This window comes from Phytohabitans sp. LZ39 (assembly GCF_059359075.1).
Window position 1 is genome coordinate 216,134 of the sequence record NZ_JCADBM010000004.1, and the last position, 17,382, is coordinate 233,515.

Annotated in this window: 17 protein-coding genes; 10 read left to right on the top strand and 7 right to left on the bottom strand. The window is 73.0% G+C overall.

Features of this window, described 5'->3' with window-relative positions:
- The first annotated feature begins 148 nt into the window (after nucleotides 1–148).
- On the top strand, nucleotides 149–859 hold the full coding sequence (locus AC5L36_RS10030) for a cellulose binding domain-containing protein (protein ID WP_441214673.1): 711 nt from the start codon (nucleotides 149–151) through the stop codon (nucleotides 857–859).
- Between the two features lie 87 nt (nucleotides 860–946).
- Here the strand turns inward: AC5L36_RS10030 and AC5L36_RS10035 are convergent, their stop codons facing one another.
- From AC5L36_RS10035 to AC5L36_RS10050, 4 genes are all read right to left on the bottom strand, one after another.
- Nucleotides 947–1,108 (bottom strand): hypothetical protein, encoded by a 162-nt coding sequence (locus AC5L36_RS10035; protein WP_441214674.1) that lies wholly within the window; start codon nucleotides 1,106–1,108, stop codon nucleotides 947–949.
- A 395-nt stretch (nucleotides 1,109–1,503) separates the two neighbouring features.
- A complete protein-coding gene (locus AC5L36_RS10040; protein ID WP_441214675.1) occupies nucleotides 1,504–2,499 on the bottom strand; it encodes an NADP-dependent oxidoreductase in 996 nt (331 codons plus the stop codon).
- On the bottom strand, nucleotides 2,496–2,915 hold the full coding sequence (locus AC5L36_RS10045) for an organic hydroperoxide resistance protein (protein WP_441214676.1): 420 nt from the start codon (nucleotides 2,913–2,915) through the stop codon (nucleotides 2,496–2,498). The genes AC5L36_RS10040 and AC5L36_RS10045 overlap by 4 nt, the downstream gene beginning before the upstream one ends.
- Before the next feature lie 6 nt (nucleotides 2,916–2,921).
- Complete coding sequence (locus tag AC5L36_RS10050; RefSeq protein WP_441214677.1) at nucleotides 2,922–3,371, bottom strand: MarR family winged helix-turn-helix transcriptional regulator; 450 nt, start codon at nucleotides 3,369–3,371, stop codon at nucleotides 2,922–2,924.
- 72 nt (nucleotides 3,372–3,443) lie between these two features.
- Between AC5L36_RS10050 and AC5L36_RS10055 the strand changes: the two genes are divergently transcribed.
- The 3 genes from AC5L36_RS10055 (at nucleotide 3,444) to AC5L36_RS10065 (ending at nucleotide 6,888) form a co-directional block, all read left to right on the top strand.
- The gene (locus tag AC5L36_RS10055) at nucleotides 3,444–4,205 is read left to right on the top strand and encodes a cyclase family protein (protein WP_441214678.1); all 762 of its coding nucleotides are present in this window, start codon (nucleotides 3,444–3,446) and stop codon (nucleotides 4,203–4,205) included.
- Nucleotides 4,202–5,905, top strand: coding sequence for a thiamine pyrophosphate-binding protein (locus tag AC5L36_RS10060; protein ID WP_441214679.1), 1,704 nt, complete (start codon nucleotides 4,202–4,204; stop codon nucleotides 5,903–5,905). The genes AC5L36_RS10055 and AC5L36_RS10060 overlap by 4 nt, the downstream gene beginning before the upstream one ends.
- A gap of 62 nt (nucleotides 5,906–5,967) precedes the next feature.
- Nucleotides 5,968–6,888, top strand: coding sequence for a DUF559 domain-containing protein (locus tag AC5L36_RS10065; RefSeq protein WP_441214680.1), 921 nt, complete (start codon nucleotides 5,968–5,970; stop codon nucleotides 6,886–6,888).
- 62 nt (nucleotides 6,889–6,950) lie between these two features.
- Here the strand turns inward: AC5L36_RS10065 and AC5L36_RS10070 are convergent, their stop codons facing one another.
- Nucleotides 6,951–9,440: a putative bifunctional diguanylate cyclase/phosphodiesterase gene (locus tag AC5L36_RS10070; RefSeq protein ID WP_441214681.1), complete on the bottom strand. Its 2,490-nt coding sequence runs from the start codon at nucleotides 9,438–9,440 to the stop codon at nucleotides 6,951–6,953.
- A 559-nt stretch (nucleotides 9,441–9,999) separates the two neighbouring features.
- Between AC5L36_RS10070 and AC5L36_RS10075 the strand changes: the two genes are divergently transcribed.
- Nucleotides 10,000–10,593: a TetR/AcrR family transcriptional regulator gene (locus tag AC5L36_RS10075; RefSeq protein WP_441214682.1), complete on the top strand. Its 594-nt coding sequence runs from the start codon at nucleotides 10,000–10,002 to the stop codon at nucleotides 10,591–10,593.
- Nucleotides 10,594–10,605: 12 nt separating this feature from the next.
- Here AC5L36_RS10075 and AC5L36_RS10080 read toward each other — a convergent pair whose 3' ends face one another.
- Nucleotides 10,606–12,426 (bottom strand): RNA polymerase sigma factor, encoded by a 1,821-nt coding sequence (locus AC5L36_RS10080; RefSeq protein ID WP_441214683.1) that lies wholly within the window; start codon nucleotides 12,424–12,426, stop codon nucleotides 10,606–10,608.
- A 146-nt stretch (nucleotides 12,427–12,572) separates the two neighbouring features.
- Entirely contained in the window at nucleotides 12,573–13,223 is a 651-nt protein-coding gene (locus AC5L36_RS10085) for a DsbA family protein (protein ID WP_441214684.1), read from the bottom strand.
- Nucleotides 13,224–13,350: 127 nt separating this feature from the next.
- On the opposite strand from AC5L36_RS10085, the gene AC5L36_RS10090 reads away from it, so the two are divergent.
- The 5 genes from AC5L36_RS10090 to AC5L36_RS10110 are packed head-to-tail and all read left to right on the top strand — an operon-like array spanning nucleotide 13,351 to nucleotide 16,472.
- Complete coding sequence (locus AC5L36_RS10090) at nucleotides 13,351–14,328, top strand: S1C family serine protease (protein WP_441214685.1); 978 nt, start codon at nucleotides 13,351–13,353, stop codon at nucleotides 14,326–14,328.
- A 9-nt stretch (nucleotides 14,329–14,337) separates the two neighbouring features.
- On the top strand, nucleotides 14,338–14,937 hold the full coding sequence (locus tag AC5L36_RS10095; RefSeq protein ID WP_441214686.1) for a sulfite oxidase-like oxidoreductase: 600 nt from the start codon (nucleotides 14,338–14,340) through the stop codon (nucleotides 14,935–14,937).
- Complete coding sequence (locus AC5L36_RS10100; RefSeq protein ID WP_441214687.1) at nucleotides 14,907–15,659, top strand: ferredoxin reductase; 753 nt, start codon at nucleotides 14,907–14,909, stop codon at nucleotides 15,657–15,659. Before AC5L36_RS10095 ends, AC5L36_RS10100 begins: the two co-directional genes overlap by 31 nt.
- Nucleotides 15,660–15,661: 2 nt before the next feature.
- The gene (locus tag AC5L36_RS10105; protein ID WP_441214688.1) at nucleotides 15,662–15,922 is read left to right on the top strand and encodes a DUF6510 family protein; all 261 of its coding nucleotides are present in this window, start codon (nucleotides 15,662–15,664) and stop codon (nucleotides 15,920–15,922) included.
- Between the two features lies 1 nt (nucleotide 15,923).
- Nucleotides 15,924–16,472, top strand: coding sequence for a GNAT family N-acetyltransferase (locus AC5L36_RS10110; RefSeq protein ID WP_441214689.1), 549 nt, complete (start codon nucleotides 15,924–15,926; stop codon nucleotides 16,470–16,472).
- The last annotated feature ends 910 nt before the right edge of the window (nucleotides 16,473–17,382 follow it).

Sequence of the window (17,382 nt, forward strand, 5' to 3'; positions counted from 1 at the left end):
TATCGATGTCCATGAATCATGTCAACCGAGGGGGATTTCCGCTCGCGGATGATCGGGATACGCTGTGGCGCGCCGGCGGCACCGCCGGACCACCCGCCCGGCCCCCACTCGGGCGACCACCGCCGTGCCGCCCACGCAGGGAGAGTGAGTGCGCAGCCGCCCGGATCCCCCCGGCCCTCGCTCCGCGAGCCCAGCGGGCGCACCCGGCCGCCGCCGCGCCGCGACCACCACCGGCCGGCGCCTGCGCCGTCCCACCCCGTCCGAGGTGCTGCTGCTCTGGGCACCGACCGCGCTCGGCGTCTCGGTGGCGCTGATCATCATCGCGGCGGTGGCGGTCACCCGCGGCACCGGCGCCGGGCCGGCACCACGCGCCTCCATCGACTACGCCTGGACGCCGCCGGTCGCCGACTACACGCCCGGCGTCGCCACCCGCGCCTCGTCACCGACGCGCACCGCCTCGCCGTTGCCGCGCCTCTCGCCGACGCCCAAGCGCACCACGGCCAGCCCCCGCACCACGCCGCCCGCTCCCCCGCCGCCGCCACCGGTGACCGGCCGCTACGCGGTCGTCGACGCGTGGCAGGGCGGCTTCATCGGCGAGGTCATGGTCACCAACCCGTCAGGCAACCCGCGCGACTGGACGGTGCGCGTGCAGTTTCCGCCCGGCGTCGGCCGGCTCAACACCTTCTGGGTCGACGGCGTGCCCCAGCCCGCGCTCAGCCGCCTCGGCGAGGCGTACATCTTCACCGGCAGCGTCCCGGTGGCGGCCCAGGGCAAGCTCGCGCTGCGGATGCACTTCGACCAGTGGGGCCGCGACCGCCACCCGACGGCGTGCGCCGTCAACGGCAAGGCCTGCGACTGACCCGACCCGCGGCCGGGCGGCGCCGGCGACGGGATGGCGCCGCGCCGGAGGCGGTGACACCGACCCACGGCCGCCGGCGGCGGCGCGTCAGCGCACGCAGAGCGCGACGCTGACGCCGCTGTAGTCGGGATCGTCGTCGCACATCACCTGGCTGACATTGCTCTCCGGCGTGCACGACATGCTGAGATTGCTCTCGAACCGCACCGCGACGCGCCCGGTAGCCATGCCTTGCAGATCCAGCAGCACCATCCCGCCATTGTCGCTACGCGGTCGCATGGTCACAAGAAGTGATACACCCGCGCGACATGTCCGCTGTGGACCTCGCGAGGCCTACCGCCACGCGTGGTGAGCGCGATCAACCGTGGCCGGGTGACCGGTGCCCCGACAGCCGCACCGTTGCTCCCGCGGCCTCACCCGTCCGCCGCTGGTCGCACTCACCCACGCAACCGGCGGGAGCGGATTGAGCTCGCGCGAGCCGCCGGCCGGGAACGGTGCCCGCGGGAAAGCACCCCAAGAAAACGCTCCGCCGCGCTCCACGTTTCCCCGGGGACCCCGTGCATACGGTCCGCCACTGACGCGGACATGGGCGAAATATGCCTCGAAGAAACGCCACGACGAGCGGCGAACCTCACCCCGAAAGGGCTCTAGACGCGGACGAGCATCTTGCCGAGGTTGGTGCCGCGCAGCAGGCCGAGGAAGGCGTCCGGCGCGTTTTCCAGACCGTCCACTATGGTCTCGTCGTAGCGGATGCGGCCCTCGCGCAGCCACTGCGCCATCTCGGCGTAGAAGGCGGGCGCCAGGTGGCCGTACGACGTGACGATGAAGCCGCGCAGTGTCAGCTGCTTGCCGATCGCGAGCGCGAGGTTGCGCGGCGCGGGTGTCGGCTCGGTCGCGTTGTACTGGGCGATCGCCCCGCACAGCGCCACCCGGCCGTGGGTGTGCAGCGCACTGATCGCGGCCTCCAGGTGCTCGCCGCCCACGTTGTCGAAGTAGACGTCGATGCCGTCGGGCGCGGCCTCGCGCAGCCGCTCGCGGACCGGGCTGTCGTGGTAGTCGAAGGCGGCGTCGAAGCCGAGCCCGCGCACGTACTCTACTTTGGACGGTGAGCCGGCGCTGCCGACCACGCGGGCGGCGCCGCGGAGCTTGGCGATCTGGCCGGCGAGGCTGCCGACCGCGCCGGCCGCGCCGGAGACGAAGACGGTCTCGCCCTCCTTCATCGGCGCGATCTCGACCAGCCCGACGTACGCGGTGAGGCCCGGCCCACCCAGCGGCCCCAGGTACGCGGTCGCCGGCGCGGCCTTCGTGTCGAGCACGCGCGTGCGGGCGGCGGGGAGGACGGCGAGGTCGCGCCAGCCGGAGTTGTGCACCACGACGTCGCCGACCGCGCGGTCGGGTGACTCGGAGGCGATCACCTCGCCGACCGCGGCGCCGTCGAGCGGGGCGTCGAGCTGGAAGGGCGGGACGTAGGACTTCACGTCGTTCATCCGGCCGCGCATGTAGGGGTCGACGGACATCACCTCGTTGCGCACCAGCACCTGGCCGGGCTCCAGCGCCGGCACGGGCACCTCGACGAGACGGAAGTTGTCCGGCTCGGGCCAGCCGCTCGGGCGGGAGGCGAGGTGGATCTCGCGCGCCTTCACTCGGCCACCACCAGGTCGACGTCGACGTTGCCGCGGGTGGCGTTGGAGTACGGGCAGACCTGGTGTGCCTTGCCGACGAGGTCTTCGGCCAGCTCGCGGGCGACGCCGGGCAGCGTGACCTCGAGCGTGACCGCGAGGCCGAACCCGCCGGCGTCGTTGGGGCCGATGCCCACGCGGGCGGTCACCGCCGAGCCGGTGGCGTCCACCTTGGCGCGCTTGGCGACGCCCTTGAGCGCGGAGTGGAAGCAGGCCGCGTAGCCCGCCGCGAACAGCTGCTCCGGGTTGGTCGCCCCGCCCGGGCCGCCCATCGCCTTGGGCACGGCCAGATCCGCCTCGAACAGGCCGTCGGAGGCTCGGACATGTCCGCTGCGTCCATCGCCCGTCGCGAGGGCCTCGGCGGTGTAGAGCACGCGCATGCGGCATCATCCCTTCGTCGGTGTCGCGCTTTCGCGCAGTGACCCGGCCAGCCGGGTCAGCGTGCTGTGCAATGTGGACAGCTCGGCCACGGACAGCCCGGTGGCCGCCGCCAGCGTCGCGGGTATCTTCCGGGCGCGGCGCCGCAGCGCCGTACCACCCGGGGTCAGGTGGACCTCGACGACGCGCTCGTCGCCGGCGGACCGCTCGCGGGTGACCAGGCCCGCGCCTTCGAGGCGCTTCAGCAGCGGCGACAGCGTGCCGCTGTCGAGGTCGAGGGCCGCGCCCAGCTCACCCACCGTGCGCCCGTCGCGCTCCCAGAGCAGCAACAGGACCAGATATTGCGGGTATGTGAGGCCGAGCGGGTCGAGCAGCGGACGGTAGAGCGCGTTGGCCGCGCGGGCCGCGTTGTGCAGCGCGAAGCACACCTGGTGCCGCAGCAACAACTCCTCGTCCACGTCCCTCACCGTAGCGCGCAATTCAATTGCGCACAACTTGTCCGGGCGGGCCGGTGACTCTACCGTCCTCCCATGACGCTGCTCGCGGACCTCGTGGCCGCCCTCGACTCCGGCACGATCGAGGTGGTCGACCTCACCGCTCCCCTGTCCTCGCGGACCCCGATCATCGCGCTGCCCGAGCAGTTCGGGCAGACCAGCCGCTTCGGGCTCGCCCAGATCAGCCGGTACGACGACGCCGGCCCCGCCTGGTACTGGAACAACTTCACCAGCGGTGAGCACACCGGCACCCACTTCGACGCGCCGATCCACTGGGTGACCGGCCGCGACCTGCCCGACGTCTCCCGCGTGCCGGCCGGCGACCTCGTGGCGCCGGCCGTGGTGCTCGACTTCACCGCCCGGGTCGCCGGCAACCCCGACGCGCTGCTGGAGGTCGCCGACATCGAGGCGTGGCAGGAGGAGCACGGCCCGCTCCCGGCCGGCGGGTGGCTGCTCGTCCGCACCGGGTGGGACGCCCGCGCCGACGACGACGCGGCGTACCTCAACGCCGGCCGCACCCCCGGCATGTCGGTGGCCTGCGCGAAGTGGCTGGCCGAGGAGGCGCCGGTGCGGGGTGTGGGCGTGGAGACGGTCGGCACGGACGCGGGCGCGTCCCACTCGTTCGACCCGCCGTTCCCCTGCCACTCGTACCTGCTGGGCGCCGGCAAGTACGGCCTCACCCAGCTGCGCAACCTCGCCCAGCTGCCACCCACCGGCGCGGTGCTGGTGACCGGCCCGCTGCCGATCGTGGACGGCTCCGGCAGCCCCTGCCGCGTGCTCGCGCTCGTCGAGCGGTGAACGTAGCGGAGGCGGTCGGCCACGCCCTGGCCGAGCGGGGCGTGCGGGACGTGTTCGGCGTGGTGGGCAGCGGCAACTTCCACGTGACGAACGCGCTCGTCGCGGCCGGAGCCCGCTTCCACCCCGCGGCCCACGAGGGCGGCGCGGCGAGCATGGCCGACGGGTACGCCCGCGTCTCCGGCCGCCTCGCCGTGCTGTCCGTGCACCAGGGCCCCGGCGTGACCAACGCGCTGACCGGCGTCGCCGAGGCGGCCAAGAGCCGCACCCCGCTGGTCGTGCTCGCCCCGGAGGCGACGAACCCACACTCCAACTTCCACATCGACCTGCCGTCCCTGGCCGCGTCGGTGGGCGCCACCTTCCGGCGGGTGACACCATCCACTGTGTACACAGATGTGGCGTGGGCCTGTGCGGCCGGTCAGACGGTGGTGTTGGGGTTGCCGCTGGACGTGCAGGGCCTACCGGCCGGCCCCGTTTCCGCCGGCGTGCCACCGGTTTCGCGGGATCTACCGGCCGGCACCGTTTCCGCCGGCGTGCCGCCGGATGCGCGGAATCTTCCGGCCGGCACCGTTTCCGCTGGCGTGCCGCCGGTTTCGCCGGACGCGCCGGGTGTCGGGTCCCTTGTGGACGCTCTCGCGGCGGCCCGGTGGCCGGTCTTCATCGCCGGCCGCGGCGCCGCCCGCCGGGGCGCGGCCGCCCGCACCGCGATCGCCGAGCTCGCCGCCCGCCGCGGCGCCCTTCTCGCCGTCTCCGCCGCCGCCCGCGGCCTGTTCGCCGGCGACCCGTGGTACCTCGACGTGTCCGGCGGCTTCGCCACCCCGCTCGCCGCCGAGCTCATCGCCGGCGCCGACCTCGTCGTCGCCTGGGGCAGCACCCTCAACATGTGGACCACCCGGCACGGCCGTCTGATCCCGCCCGGCGCCACCGTCGCCCAGGTCGACACGGACCCGGCCGCGCTCGGCCGGCACCGCGCGGTCGACGTGCCCGTGACCGGCGACGTGGTCGAGGTGGCCCGTACCTGCGCCGACGCGCTCGGCCACCACGCCGGCTGGCGCACGCCCGCGCTACGAGCAAGGATCGCGGCCGAGGGCCGCTGGCGCGACGTGCCGTTCGAAGACACCACCGCGGACGGCCGTATCGACCCGCGAACGCTGAGCATCGCGCTGGACGACCTCCTCCCCCGCGAACGGACGGTCGTCGTCGACTCGGGCAACTTCATGGGCTACCCGGCGATGTACATGTCGGTGCCGGACGCCGCCGGCTTCTGCTTCACCCAGGCGTTCCAGTCGATCGGCCTGGGCCTCGCCTCTGCCCTGGGCGCCGCGGTCGCCCGCCCCGACCGCCTGACGGTGGCCGCGCTGGGCGACGGCGGCTTCCTGATGTCGGTCGCCGAGCTCACCACCGCCGTCCGCCTGGGCCTGCCACTGCTGGCGGTGGTCTACGACGACGCCGCGTACGGCGCCGAGGTCCACCACTTCGGCCCGCACCGCCACCCGCTCGACACGGTCACCTTCCCGGACACGGACCTGGCCGCGACCGCGCGCGGCTTCGGCTGCGAGGCCCTGACCGTCCGCACCGAGGCCGACCTGCGCGGCGTCCACGCGTGGCTGGCCGGCGACCGCACCCGCCCGATGGTCGTGGACGCCAAAGTCGTCTCGACCGAGCCGTCCTGGTGGCTGGAGGAGGCCTTCCGCGGCCACTGAGGTTATCCACAGATCGATCCTGGCCGGTTGCTCAGGCGAGCCTCGTCGGCGACAGTCGCCGAATGAACCCGGAACTGCGGGCCCTGCTCGACCGCAATGGCGGCGTCGCGACGCGCGACGAGGTGTGCCGCGTGGTGCCGACCTGGGTGCTGGAGTGGGCGTGCCGGGTCGGCGACGTGCGCCGGCTCCTTCCGGGTGTCTACGTGGACGGCACTGTGGCCGGCGAGCCCGCGGTGCTCCGGCAGGCAGCCGTGCGCTATGCCGGCGGGCGCGCGGCGATCAGCCATACGACCGCCTTGGACGTGTGGGGGCTGCGGCCCGCCGATCGTGACGAACCGGTCCACGTCAGTGTCCCTTTCGGGGTGCGGCTGCGCTTTCGCCAGCTGGTAGTGGTTCACCAACGCCGAGGCCTGCGGATCGAGGCACCGGACGTGGTCGTCCGCCGCAGCCTGCCGGTCACCCGTCTGGAGACCACGCTCGTCGATGCGTGGCCGCTCCTATCACCCGACCAGCGACCGGCTCCCGTGATCACGGCCGTCAGTGGCCGCCTCACCACGCCGGAGCGAGTCTTGGCGGCGCTGGAAACCGCGCCCCGACTCACCGACCGAGCCACGATGCGCGTATTGCTGGACCGCCTCGCCGCGGGTTGCCACAGCGCCCTCGAAATCTGGGGTCACGACCATGTGTTCGCGGGACCCGGCATGCCGCCGTTCGAGCGTCAAGTGCGGGTGCGCCTCGGTGGGCGGACGTTCTACCTCGACGTGTGGGCGCCCGAGGAGCGGGTTGACTTCGAGTTGGATGGCGTTGCTTCGCACGGATCCCCCGACCAGCGGGAGGCGGATCTGCGGCGAGACGCCCAGTTGGCAGCGCACGGGATTCAGGTGGTCCGCTTTACCCACCGACGATTGTTCTTTGAGACGGATGTGGTGCGGCGGGAGGTCCTGGACGTCCTCACCGCCGCCGTGGCGCCGCATGATCGGTAGCCCGCAACCTGTGCGACACGCCGGGAAGACTCCGGTTTCCGGGCTAACGATCAAGAAGTCGGTCAGGCGGGTGGGCGGTTTCGGAGGGCGATGACTGTGGCGCCCTGGTGGAGGCTTGTGGCTAGGGAGCCGCGGGCGCCGTCTACGCCGTCGCGCAGCGCCTCCAAAAGCTCGCCGGCCTTCATCGCGCGGCCGAACAGGTGGCCCTGGCCGGCCGTGCAGCCCAGCTCCCACAGGGCTTGGCGCTGGTCGGCGGTCTCGACGCCCTCCGCGACCACGGTCAGGCCGAGCGAGCGGCCCAGCTCCACAGTGGAGCGGACCGCGGCGGCGGCCTGGGCGGAGGTGCGCATCGCGGCGACGAAGGTGCGGTCGATCTTCAGCTCGTGCACCGGGATCTCGGAGACGACGGAGAGCGTCGAGTGGCCGGTGCCGAAGTCGTCGAGCGCGAGACGCACGCCCGCGTTGCGCAGGCCGGTCAGCACGCGCTCGACCGCCTGGAGCTGGCCCACCGAGGCGGTCTCGGCCAGCTCCAGCACCAGCGAGCCGGGGTCGAGGTGGTGGGCGCGCAGCTCGTCGAGGACAAGCCCGGGGAACGCGGGGTCGAGCAGGCTGTGCGGCGACACGTTGAGCGCGACGGCCAGGTCGAAGCCGGCGGACCGCCACTCGCGGAGGCCGAGGAGCGCCTGGCGCAGCACCCGGGCGGTGAACGCGCCGAGCAGGTCGGAGCGCTCGACGATGGGCAGCCACTGCTTGGGCAGCAGCACGCCGTGGCGGGGGTGGGCCCAGCGGGTGAGCGCCTCGGCCGCGACCGCCTCGCCGCTGCCGAGGTCGACGATCGGCTGGAAGCGGACGGTGAACTCGCCCTCGGCCACCGCGCGGGCCAGCTCGCCGCCGAGCGAGAGCTGGCGGTGGTCGGCGGTGTCGCGGCCATGCTGGTAGTCCACGATGGACACACCGGCGCGCTTGGCCTGGTACATCGCGACGTCGGCGCGGCGCAGCAGCTCGCCCGCGCTCACGCCGGGGCCGGCGAGCGCGATGCCCGCGCTGGCCTGCACCGTGACCTGCATGCCGGCCAGCGCGACCGGCTCGCGGAGGCAGTCGAGGATGCGGCGGGCGCGGTGGATCGCGGTGGCCGGGGCGGGCAGGTTGTCGAGCAGGATCGCGAACTCGTCGCCGCCCAGCCGGGCCACCACCGCGCCGTTGTCTTTCGCGGCCGCCTCGAGCCGGCCGCCGAGGTCGACCAGCAGCTGGTCGCCGAAGGCGTGGCCGAGCGTGTCGTTGACCTCCTTGAACCTGTTGAGGTCGACGAGCGCCAGCGCGCGGGTGCCGCTGCCCGGGCGCTCCTGCGCGGTGCCGAGGAGGTCGAGCAGGGCACGCCTGTTGGCGAGGCCGGTGAGCGGGTCGCGGCGCGCGTCGTCGGCGTGCCGCTCGGACTGCTGGTGCAGCTCGGCGTAGGCGCGGGCGTTGAGGATCGCGGTGGTGAGCGACGCGCCGAACGCGCGCAGCGTGCTCTCCTCCCGCCCCTGGATGCCACCGGTGGTCGGTGGCAGGGCGAGCCGCAGCACGCCGATCGCGCTGCCGTCGCGGCCGCCGAGGAGGCGGCTGGCGGTCAGCGTGGCCGGCGGGGGCGCCGCGCTGGACGGCCCGTCGTAGAGCACGCCGTCGGCGTCGGCGCGGACCAGCCGGCACGGCTCGACGTCCCAGAGCTCGACCTGGGCCTGGCGGGCGCCGAAGACCGCGACCGCCCCGCGCGCCGCGGTGCGCAGCACCCCGTCGAGGTCGACGCCGTTGAGCGCGTCGGTGGCGGCGGCGAGCTGCTCCCAGGTGGTGCGCTCGGCGCGCAGGTGCAGCCGGTGCATGTAGACGAGGTAGACGACGAGCTGGGCCGGCGGGATGGCGATCAGCAGCCCGGGGTCGAGCCCGACGAGCGCGAGGGCGGCGCCGGCCAGCAGGACGGAGGCGACGTTGAGCGCGAGCCGCACGTCGAGGTCGGTGCGGAAGATCTGCGCCCAGGGCCGGCCGGTGGCGAGCACCAGCGTGGCCAGCATGATGATCTCCTCGACCGCGATCAGCGCGACCGCGGCGAGCAGCAGGGCCGGCGGGTAGACGCTCCACGGCTGGGTGAGCAGGTCGCCCTCCAGGGAGGGGCGGACGCCGGCCAGCCACACCGCGTATGTCGCCGCGGTGGCGGCGAGGATGTCCTTGCCGCTGTTGTGCAGGGCCTTGTGCGCGGAGGCGCCGTTGTGGCGGACCACGAGCCGGGCGGCGGTGACGCCGGCGGCCGTGCAGACGATCGCCCACGCGGGCGGCAGCCCGAGCACCAGCACGAGCAGGAACGCCGAGGAGGCGCTGAACCGGATCTGCGTGCGGATGCGGACCGGTGCCGAGCAGGCGACGCCCACACCGGCGAGGCTCACCGCGACGACGAGGTAGATGACCTCCGCCGGCGGTGGGACGGTCAGATGGGCGATGGCCCAGGCCACGCAGCCGGCGGCCAGAAACAGGACGAGACCGGTCAACAGCCGTAGCTGCCCGGTCTCACCCTTCCGCACGCCGACCTGTCCCTTCCACTGTGGAGGGTTTCCATCGACCGATTGACATCCGGTCAGGTTACCGCAGCGGAGAGTGAGATCGACACCCCGGGAGAGGCTCAGCCCCAGTCGATGTTGCGCCGCATGGCCGTCCTCCCTCCGTGTCGCCCACAGACACGGTAGGGAGAGTTCGCCCCGGAAAGGAAGGTTAAAACGTCCCTTGCACCAGACTGAGCCTATTCAGACCGATCTGTGCCATAACGTCATGTTGCCGCCACGCTCCGCAACCGCGCTGGGCCGCGCCCGTCACCCGGGAGGGACCACGCGCGGTAACCCTCAATCGGCACTTTACCCAGCTCACGTCACACAGGCATCATGGGTTTCACTTAGGAGGGGATCCCATCGACGGATGATCGCGGCCCGTATCGACGAGGTTCTACCAGATACCCGCGGTGACCTGGCACCCACAGTGCACTCCGGACCCAGAGCCGGTAACGAACGCGTGACGGCCGCCCGGTACGCTCGCGCGGTGGAGGATTCGGGTGCGTTACGGCGGCGTGGCCGTCCCCGGGACCCCGATATGGAGACGCGGGTCTACAGCGTCGTCGTCCTGGTGTTCGCCGAAAAGGGCTGGGCGGGCTTCACGCTGGACGAGGTGGCCCGCCGTTCCGGCGTCGGAAAGGCCTCGGTCTACCTGCGGTGGCGCGACAAGCGGGAGCTGCTGCTCGCGGCGATGCGCGCCCGGCTGGAGCCGTTCCAGGGCTGGACCCACACCGGCGACCTGCGCGCCGACCTCAAGACCATGGCGCGGTACGTGTTCCACATGTACTGGGGGTGGGCCGGCCTGGCGATCATGCGGCTCTGGCTGGACGCCCGCACCTACCCCGACCTCTTCGCCGACCTGCGCGACTTCTACCTGTTCGGCAGCGTGCGCACGGTGGAGGCGATGATCGCCGCGGCGGTCGACCGGGGCGAGCTGCCCGAGGGCACCGAGCCCGCGCTGGTGCTGGGCACGATGTTCGGCGTCGCCACCGTGCAGGTCTCGATGGCGCCGCCCGCCCCGGGCGAAGACGTGACCGCCCGCACCGAGGAGTACGTCGACCGCCTCGTCGACATGGTGCTCGTCGGCCTCCGCGGCGGCCACACCCCAGGCCACCAGACCACCGTTCGCTAGACCACCCATGCGCTAGACCACCGACCGCTGGGCCACGCCGCTTGGATCGGCCGGGTTTCGCCTGGTCAGGTACTGCGGGATGGGGGCCCGGTCCGAGCCCGTGTCGCGCACCTTGCCGTAGCGCAGCGGGCCCCACCCGCCCTGGCTCGGTCCGCGGGACAGGTCGGCGTTCACGTCGTTCCAGCTGGTCGGCCCGACCGCGAGGTCGTAGTCGGCCGAGGCCTGGGGGACCTCGTTGTGGTGCAGCGTGACCGCGCCGTCGAGGTAGTAGTACTCGACCAGCCACATCTGCTGCGCGCCCGGCGGCACCCGCGCGGGGTTGCGGTCGGGGTGGCCCATCCAGGTCGCGCCCGGGTACGGCCCCGGCATCCGGTCGTCGAGCCGCAGCCCGCCGCCGGAGCCGGCGTGGAAGAGCTTGCCGGACAGGCCGGTCCAGGTGGGCATCGCGATCTGGCCGCCGCAGTTGTAGTACGCCACGGACCAGCGCACCGCGAAGTAGCCCTCGCCCTCCAGCGTGACCCGGTGCCCGCGCTGCCGCAGGGCCACCTTGTCACTCCGGTCGAAGCGGTCGAAGGTGCCGCCCACCGGGGCCACCTTGCCACCCTCGGGGCGGCGCGGCAGCGGGCCGGGCGCGCGGTCGGCCGGCGGCGCCGGGTCGGGAGCGTCCACATTGCTCCCGTATCCGGGCTTGGGCGCGATCTTCGCCGGCACGGGCGCCCGCTCCTCGGCGACCTTCCCCCGCTCCCCCGGCTTCAGCTCCCACGGGCTCGGCGACGGTGCCACCGCCGGGGCGGTCGCGGGCGGCGGCGCGGCCACCTCGTCCGGCGCGGAGGGTCCGTGCGGCACGATCAGGTACACGATGCCGACGGCCAGGACCACCGCGCCGGCCAGCAGCCCGCCGCGGACGCCGGGGCGCGCGGAGATGGTCTCCCGGGCCTGGTCCAGCCAGCGCTCGAGGGCGCCGGGCGCGTCCGGGTCGGTGTGGGCCGAGACGTCCGCGGTGGCCTGGGTGACCACCACACCGTGCGGTCCGCCGAGCCGGGCCACGAGTTCCAGGGGTACCGGCAGCAGCGCCACACCGGCGAGCAGCCGCTCGGCCGGCACCTGGTCGGCCCAGTGGCGCCCGCACTCCGCGCAGCCCTTGGTGTGGCGGATCAGCCGTTTGCGCCACAGTGGACTGGGCTTGGCGTCCCAGCCTTCGAGCATGTCGATGAGCTCGGTGCAGTGGCGGTCGGACCACAGCGCCCGGACTACCGCGCGGGCGCCCTGGAGCTGGGTCTTCATCCGCTGCACCCGCACCGCCGCGTGCGGGCCGGTGAGGCCGAGCGCGGCGGCGAGCTGGTCGCGGGTCAGCTCGCCGGCGGCCTCCTGCCACCACAGCGCGAGCAGCCGCCGGTCGCCCACGTCGAGCCACCGGGTGGCCTCGGCGACCTCCTTGCGCTGCCCGGTCAGCCCCAGCTCGGTGATCGTCGCGTCGACGAAGTCGGCGGCGGGGTCGGCGAGCTGGCCGGCCTCGTCCAGGTCGGTGCCGCGGGCGAGCATCTCCTTGCGCGCCCGCGCCCGGGCCCGTACCTGCTGCATCGCGATCGCGACGAGCCAGGCCCGGAAGCGGCTGCTGTCGCGCAGGCCCTTGAGCTTGCGGACGACGCGCAGCATGGTCTCCTGCACGACGTCGTCCACGTCGGCATGCCCGTCGAGCGCCCGGCCGACGATGTTGTACACCAACGGCAGATGCTCGGTGACGAGGTCGTCGAGCGACCTCTTGTCACCGTCGCGCGCCGCGGCGACCGTGGCGGTGTCGACCACCACCTCGAGCCGCGCGTGCCTCCCCATGGACACCACCTCGCCGGATCGCGGCCGTCCCCGTCCCCACACGGTGACCGTCGCCGTCCACAGGGCAAGCTAGTTTATTGGACGGCACCTGTCCATAATTATCCTGCAACTTGCGTCCCAACGGTCACAAGCGCACCAAACGCCACTCACTCCCGCGCGGCATGCCGTCCGACCCCTCCCAGCAGCACAGATAGGCGGTCTTCGACCTGGTGCGCGGTGCCCGAACCGGTCATGATCGCCGCCGGGCAGTCACCGGTGTCGACCAATAGTGTCGGAAAGGCGACCACGTTCAGGCGACGTACCCGGGCGAAGTCGGCCTCCGCGGCCCGCAGCGACCACGGGTGGTCGAAGCCGGCCACCACCGCGGCCGCGTCCAGCCCGTACTCCTGGGCGATCCGCCGGTGCGTCTCCGGCTCGGCGAGGCTGCGCCCGTCGACGAAGAACGCCTCCTGCATCGCCGCGGCCAGCTCCACCGCCCGCTCGGGCGCCGCCCGGCGCAGCGCCGCGAAGCCCCGCGCGGCCGCGGTGGAGTTCATCACGAACGAACCGTCCGCGGTCAGCCGCTCGTACCCGTCGCCGAACCAGGCGCCGGTCAGCTCCGCGATCCGCCGGTTGGTGGCGCGCACGTCGCCCAGCTGGCGGATCGGCACCCGCGCCGACCCCACGTACAGCCCTCCGCAGAGGACCTCCACGCGGGTTTCGGGATGGGCGGCGGCGACGTCCACCATGGTCTGGGCGAAGCCGTACGACCACGCACAGTAGCCATCGAACACGTAGATGAGCCCACGCTCGTTCATCGGTCCCCCAACGACCTTCAAACGCTGTGCCGGTGTACACGTACCGCGGGGCAATACAGATGATCAGCGTCAGGAAAATTTCTCGTTTCCGTTCAGCCGCTCGCGCCCGCCGTCCGTATTTCCGGACATGACGGCGATGCTGGGCTACGACGACCCCCGCGGCGGCCCTTACTACCCGCCCGGCCCGGGGTCCTCGCCCGGCCCGGGATACGCGCCTGGCCCGGGATACTCGCCCGGCCCGGGATACTCGCCCGGCCCGCACCAGGAGCCGTGGCCGGGGCCGCGCACGTACCCCCGGCACCGCGCCGACCTGCCACCGGGCACGGTCTGGGACGAGCCACCGCAGGAGCGGTCCCGCCGTCGCGGGCCGGGCCGGCTGCTGCTCGCCGGCCTGCTGATCGCCGCGTTCTCGGCCGCCTCGGGCGGAGCCGCCGGCTGGTACGCGTCCCTCTGGGCCAACGTCCAGCAGACGCCCCGCCTCACCGCCGACACCGCGGTGCCGGAGGTGCTGGTCGGCGCCGCCGAGGAGGCGCTGCCCGGCGTCGTGTCGATCGAGGTGGTGGGCGACGACGAGGCGTCGTCCGGCTCCGGTTTTGTCATCGACGACCAGGGCCACATCATGACCAACAACCACGTCGTGGAGTCCGGCGGCCGGATCACCGTGGTCGGGCAGGACGGCGAGGAGCACACGGCGCGGCTCGTCGGCCGGGTCGCCCGCACCGACATCGCGGTGCTGCGGGTCACCGACGGCGCGGAAACGCTGCGCCCGCTGTCGCTGGGCCGCAGCACCGACCTCAAGGTGGGCGAGCCGGTGCTCGCGGTCGGTTCGCCGCTCGGCCTCTCCGGCAGCGTCACGGCCGGCATCGTGAGCGCGGTCGACCGCCAGGTGCGGATGGGTGACGCGGGGAGGCAGTCCGCGGTGCAGACCGACGCCTCCATCAACCCCGGTAACTCCGGCGGCCCGCTGGTCAACGCGAAGGGCCAGGTCGTCGGCGTGAACACCGCGATCGCCACCATCGACGGCAACGGCAACATCGGCATCGGCTTCGCGATCCCGATCGAGCGCGCCGCGCAAACGGCCCAAGAGATCATCGCAGCCGCCTAGACTGCTCGGGTGGGAATCGTCTCGCCCGGCTTTCGCGGCCGGCCGCGTTCGTCCAGGCCCGAGCTGCCGCCCGGGCAGTACCTGACCGAAGACTTCCCGGTGCTCTCCGCCGGCCCCACGCCGCGCGTGCCGATGGACCGCTGGGAGTTCGTGATCACCACGGAGACGTCCCGCGAGCACCGCTGGACGTGGGCCGACCTGACGGCGCTGCCGAGCGATACGCCGACCGTCGACCTGCACTGCGTGACGAAGTGGTCCAAGCTCGGCACCACCTGGCGCGGCGTCTCCCTCGACACCCTGATGTCCGATGTGGACAGCGCCGCCGACTACGCGTTCGTCCACTCGTACGGCGGCTACACCACCAACCTCCCCCTCGCCGACCTGCTCGACGGCCAGGCCTGGGTGGCGTACGAGTACGACGGCGAAGACCTCGCCCCCGAGCACGGCGGCCCCGCCCGGCTGCTCGTCCCGCACCTGTACCTGTGGAAGTCGGCGAAATGGGTGCGCGGCATCCAGCTGCGCTTCGACGACGAGCCGGGCTTCTGGGAGACGGCCGGCTACCACGACTACGGTGACCCGTGGCGCGAGCAGCGATACCAGGGCGACTGACCTGGCGGGTCGGCAAGCTGGCGGAGGCCCGCGCCGAGACGCCGACCGCGCGCACGCTGGTGCTCGACGTGCCCGGCTGGCCCGGCCACCTCGCCGGCCAGCACGTCGACGTGCGCCTGACCGCCGACGACGGATACAGCACCCAGCGCAGCTACTCGATCGCCGCGCCCGCCGACGGCGACCGGGTGGAGCTCACCATCCAGGCGGTGCCCGACGGTGAGGTCTCCCCGTACCTGACCGAGGTCTTCTCCCCCGGCGACCCGGTGGAGCTGCGCGGCCCGGTCGGCGGCTGGTTCGTGTGGCGCACCACCAGCATCGACCCGGTGCTGCTGGTCGGCGGCGGCTCCGGCATCGTGCCGCTGATGGCGATGATCCGGGCGCGCCGGGCGGCGGGCAGCCGCGTCCCGTTCCGCCTCATCTACTCGGTGCGCACCCCCGACGACGTCTACTACGGCGACGAGCTGCGCCGGCGCGCCCGCGACGACGCCGGCCTCGACGTGACGTTCGCCTACACCCGGGCGGTCCCCGACGGCTGGCCGCACCCGCCGCGCCGGATCGGCGTCGCGGACGTCAACACCAACGGGTGGCCGGCCGCGCTCACGCCCGACTGCTACGTGTGCGGCCCGACCGGATTCGTCGAGACGGTCGCCGACATCCTCGTCGCGCTCGGCCACGACCCCCGCCGCGTGCGCACCGAGCGCTTCGGCCCGACTGGAGGATAAAGATGAGCGACCCCCACCTCGACGGCAACGCGCTCGCCGGCCCGCTGCGGGAGATCTTCGCCGTCGACGTCACCTCGGCGACGAGCCGCTGCGCCGCCTGCGGCCAGACCGGCGCGGTCGCCAACCTGCACGTGTACCCCAACGCGCCCGGCCTCGTCGCCCGCTGCCCCGGCTGCGAGGAGGTCGTGCTGCGGATGGTCCGCACGCCCGACGCGGCCTGGCTCGACCTGCGCGGCGCGGTCTCGCTCCGCTTCCCGATGTGACGTGTTCGCGACCGACCTCGGCGGCGGGGCCGAGCTGCGCCCGCTGGAGCCGTGGCAGGCCGAGGAGTTCCTCGCCCACATCGACCGCGCGCGGGAGGCGGTCGACCCGTGGATCCCGTGGGCCAGCCGCAGCACCGACCTCGACTCGGCCCGCGCCACCCTCCAGGGCTACGCCGACAAGCAGGCCGCCGACGCCGGCCGCCTCTACGGCATCTGGCTCGACGGCACGCTCGTGGGCGGCACGATGTTCGTCCACTTCGACGCGGCGGCCGGCACCTGCGAGATCGGCTGCTGGCTGGAGCCGGCCGGGCAGGGCCAGGGCCTGATCACCCGCGCCGTGCGCCACCTCGTCGACTGGGCCGTGCGGGTCCGCGGCATCCACCGGATCATCTGGCAGGCCCGCCCGGACAACACCGCCAGCCGAGCCGTCGCCCAGCGGCTGGGCATGCGCCTCGACGGCGTGCTGCGCGGCGAGTACCTCTACAACGGCGTCCGCTACGACACCGAGGTCTGGTCACTGCTGGCCCCGGAGTGGCTCGGCGATTCCTGAACCCTATTTTTGCCCCCGTCCGCGTCACCTGCGGACCGTATGCTCCCGGCGGGCTCCAGGTCCGCGGGACAAGCCCGACCCCCAGGCGCCGCGAAGCGACGCCCCAACAGAGGCCGCGGTCCGGTCGCTGCCACTCACCCGGACATCCCGAGACGCACGGGGTGACAGGACCGGCAAAGATCCCCGGCACTACATGGATTTCGCGCCCGCACAGGGTGGCCCGGCTCTCGCCGGCCACCGTCTGCGACGCCGCGTCAGCAGGCTCAGCCCCTCGACTTGCCGCTTGTCCCTTGCCCTGCGGTTTCGGCTTCGCTTGTGGTTGCGGTTAGTGCGCCTCCGGCGGGGCCTCGGGCTCCGGCCGGGCCGTCCCCGGCTTGCTCACCCTTCTTGGTGGGTGGTTGCGGTGTTCGCCGTGCCGTATGCCGTCGTCCAGGCTAAGCCGAGCAGACCAGCGCCGGGACCGCCAGCCTTTGTCTGATCCTCACCGTTCGCGGGTCGTGGCAGCCCCGGCGCTGGTCCGCTCCCCTGGCGGGTGGACGACGGCATACGGCACGGCTCGGGCTTCGCACGCTGGCTGCGGCAAGAGGCGGGGCCGGCCGCAGCGGCGCGTCATGACCGTTTCAGCCGACTACTTGCAGGCAGATCCTTTCCCCGGGTCCGCGTCAGCGGTAGACCGTATGCTCCCCGCTCGCAAGGTCCGCTTCGGTCACCGGGCTATCAGTTACACGGCGTCACCGGCCGGGACCGAGAGCTTTTGAGATCTAGGACAGTTAGGGTTGATATGGCGCCCTAACTCTCCAAGATCTCGAATCGTGGCCCGCGCGCACGGCGGTGGCGGTTACTCAGGGCGACGACGCCCTGTTTGATCTCCCACCGCCTGTTCGGCAACAGGCATTGTGGACAAACAACG

Bases quoted from the DNA above. Each gene is read 5' to 3' on its own strand.
- AC5L36_RS10035 (WP_441214674.1), bottom strand. From the start codon at position 1,108: ATGGTGCTGCTGGATCTGCAAGGCATGGCTACCGGGCGCGTCGCGGTG.
- AC5L36_RS10045 (WP_441214676.1), bottom strand. From the start codon at position 2,915: ATGCGCGTGCTCTACACCGCCGAGGCCCTCGCGACGGGCGATGGACGC.
- AC5L36_RS10055 (WP_441214678.1), top strand. From the start codon at position 3,444: ATGACGCTGCTCGCGGACCTCGTGGCCGCCCTCGACTCCGGCACGATC.
- AC5L36_RS10065 (WP_441214680.1), top strand. From the start codon at position 5,968: ATGAACCCGGAACTGCGGGCCCTGCTCGACCGCAATGGCGGCGTCGCG.
- AC5L36_RS10075 (WP_441214682.1), top strand. From the start codon at position 10,000: ATGGAGACGCGGGTCTACAGCGTCGTCGTCCTGGTGTTCGCCGAAAAG.
- AC5L36_RS10080 (WP_441214683.1), bottom strand. From the start codon at position 12,426: ATGGGGAGGCACGCGCGGCTCGAGGTGGTGGTCGACACCGCCACGGTC.
- AC5L36_RS10085 (WP_441214684.1), bottom strand. From the start codon at position 13,223: ATGAACGAGCGTGGGCTCATCTACGTGTTCGATGGCTACTGTGCGTGG.
- AC5L36_RS10090 (WP_441214685.1), top strand. From the start codon at position 13,351: ATGACGGCGATGCTGGGCTACGACGACCCCCGCGGCGGCCCTTACTAC.
- AC5L36_RS10105 (WP_441214688.1), top strand. From the start codon at position 15,662: ATGAGCGACCCCCACCTCGACGGCAACGCGCTCGCCGGCCCGCTGCGG.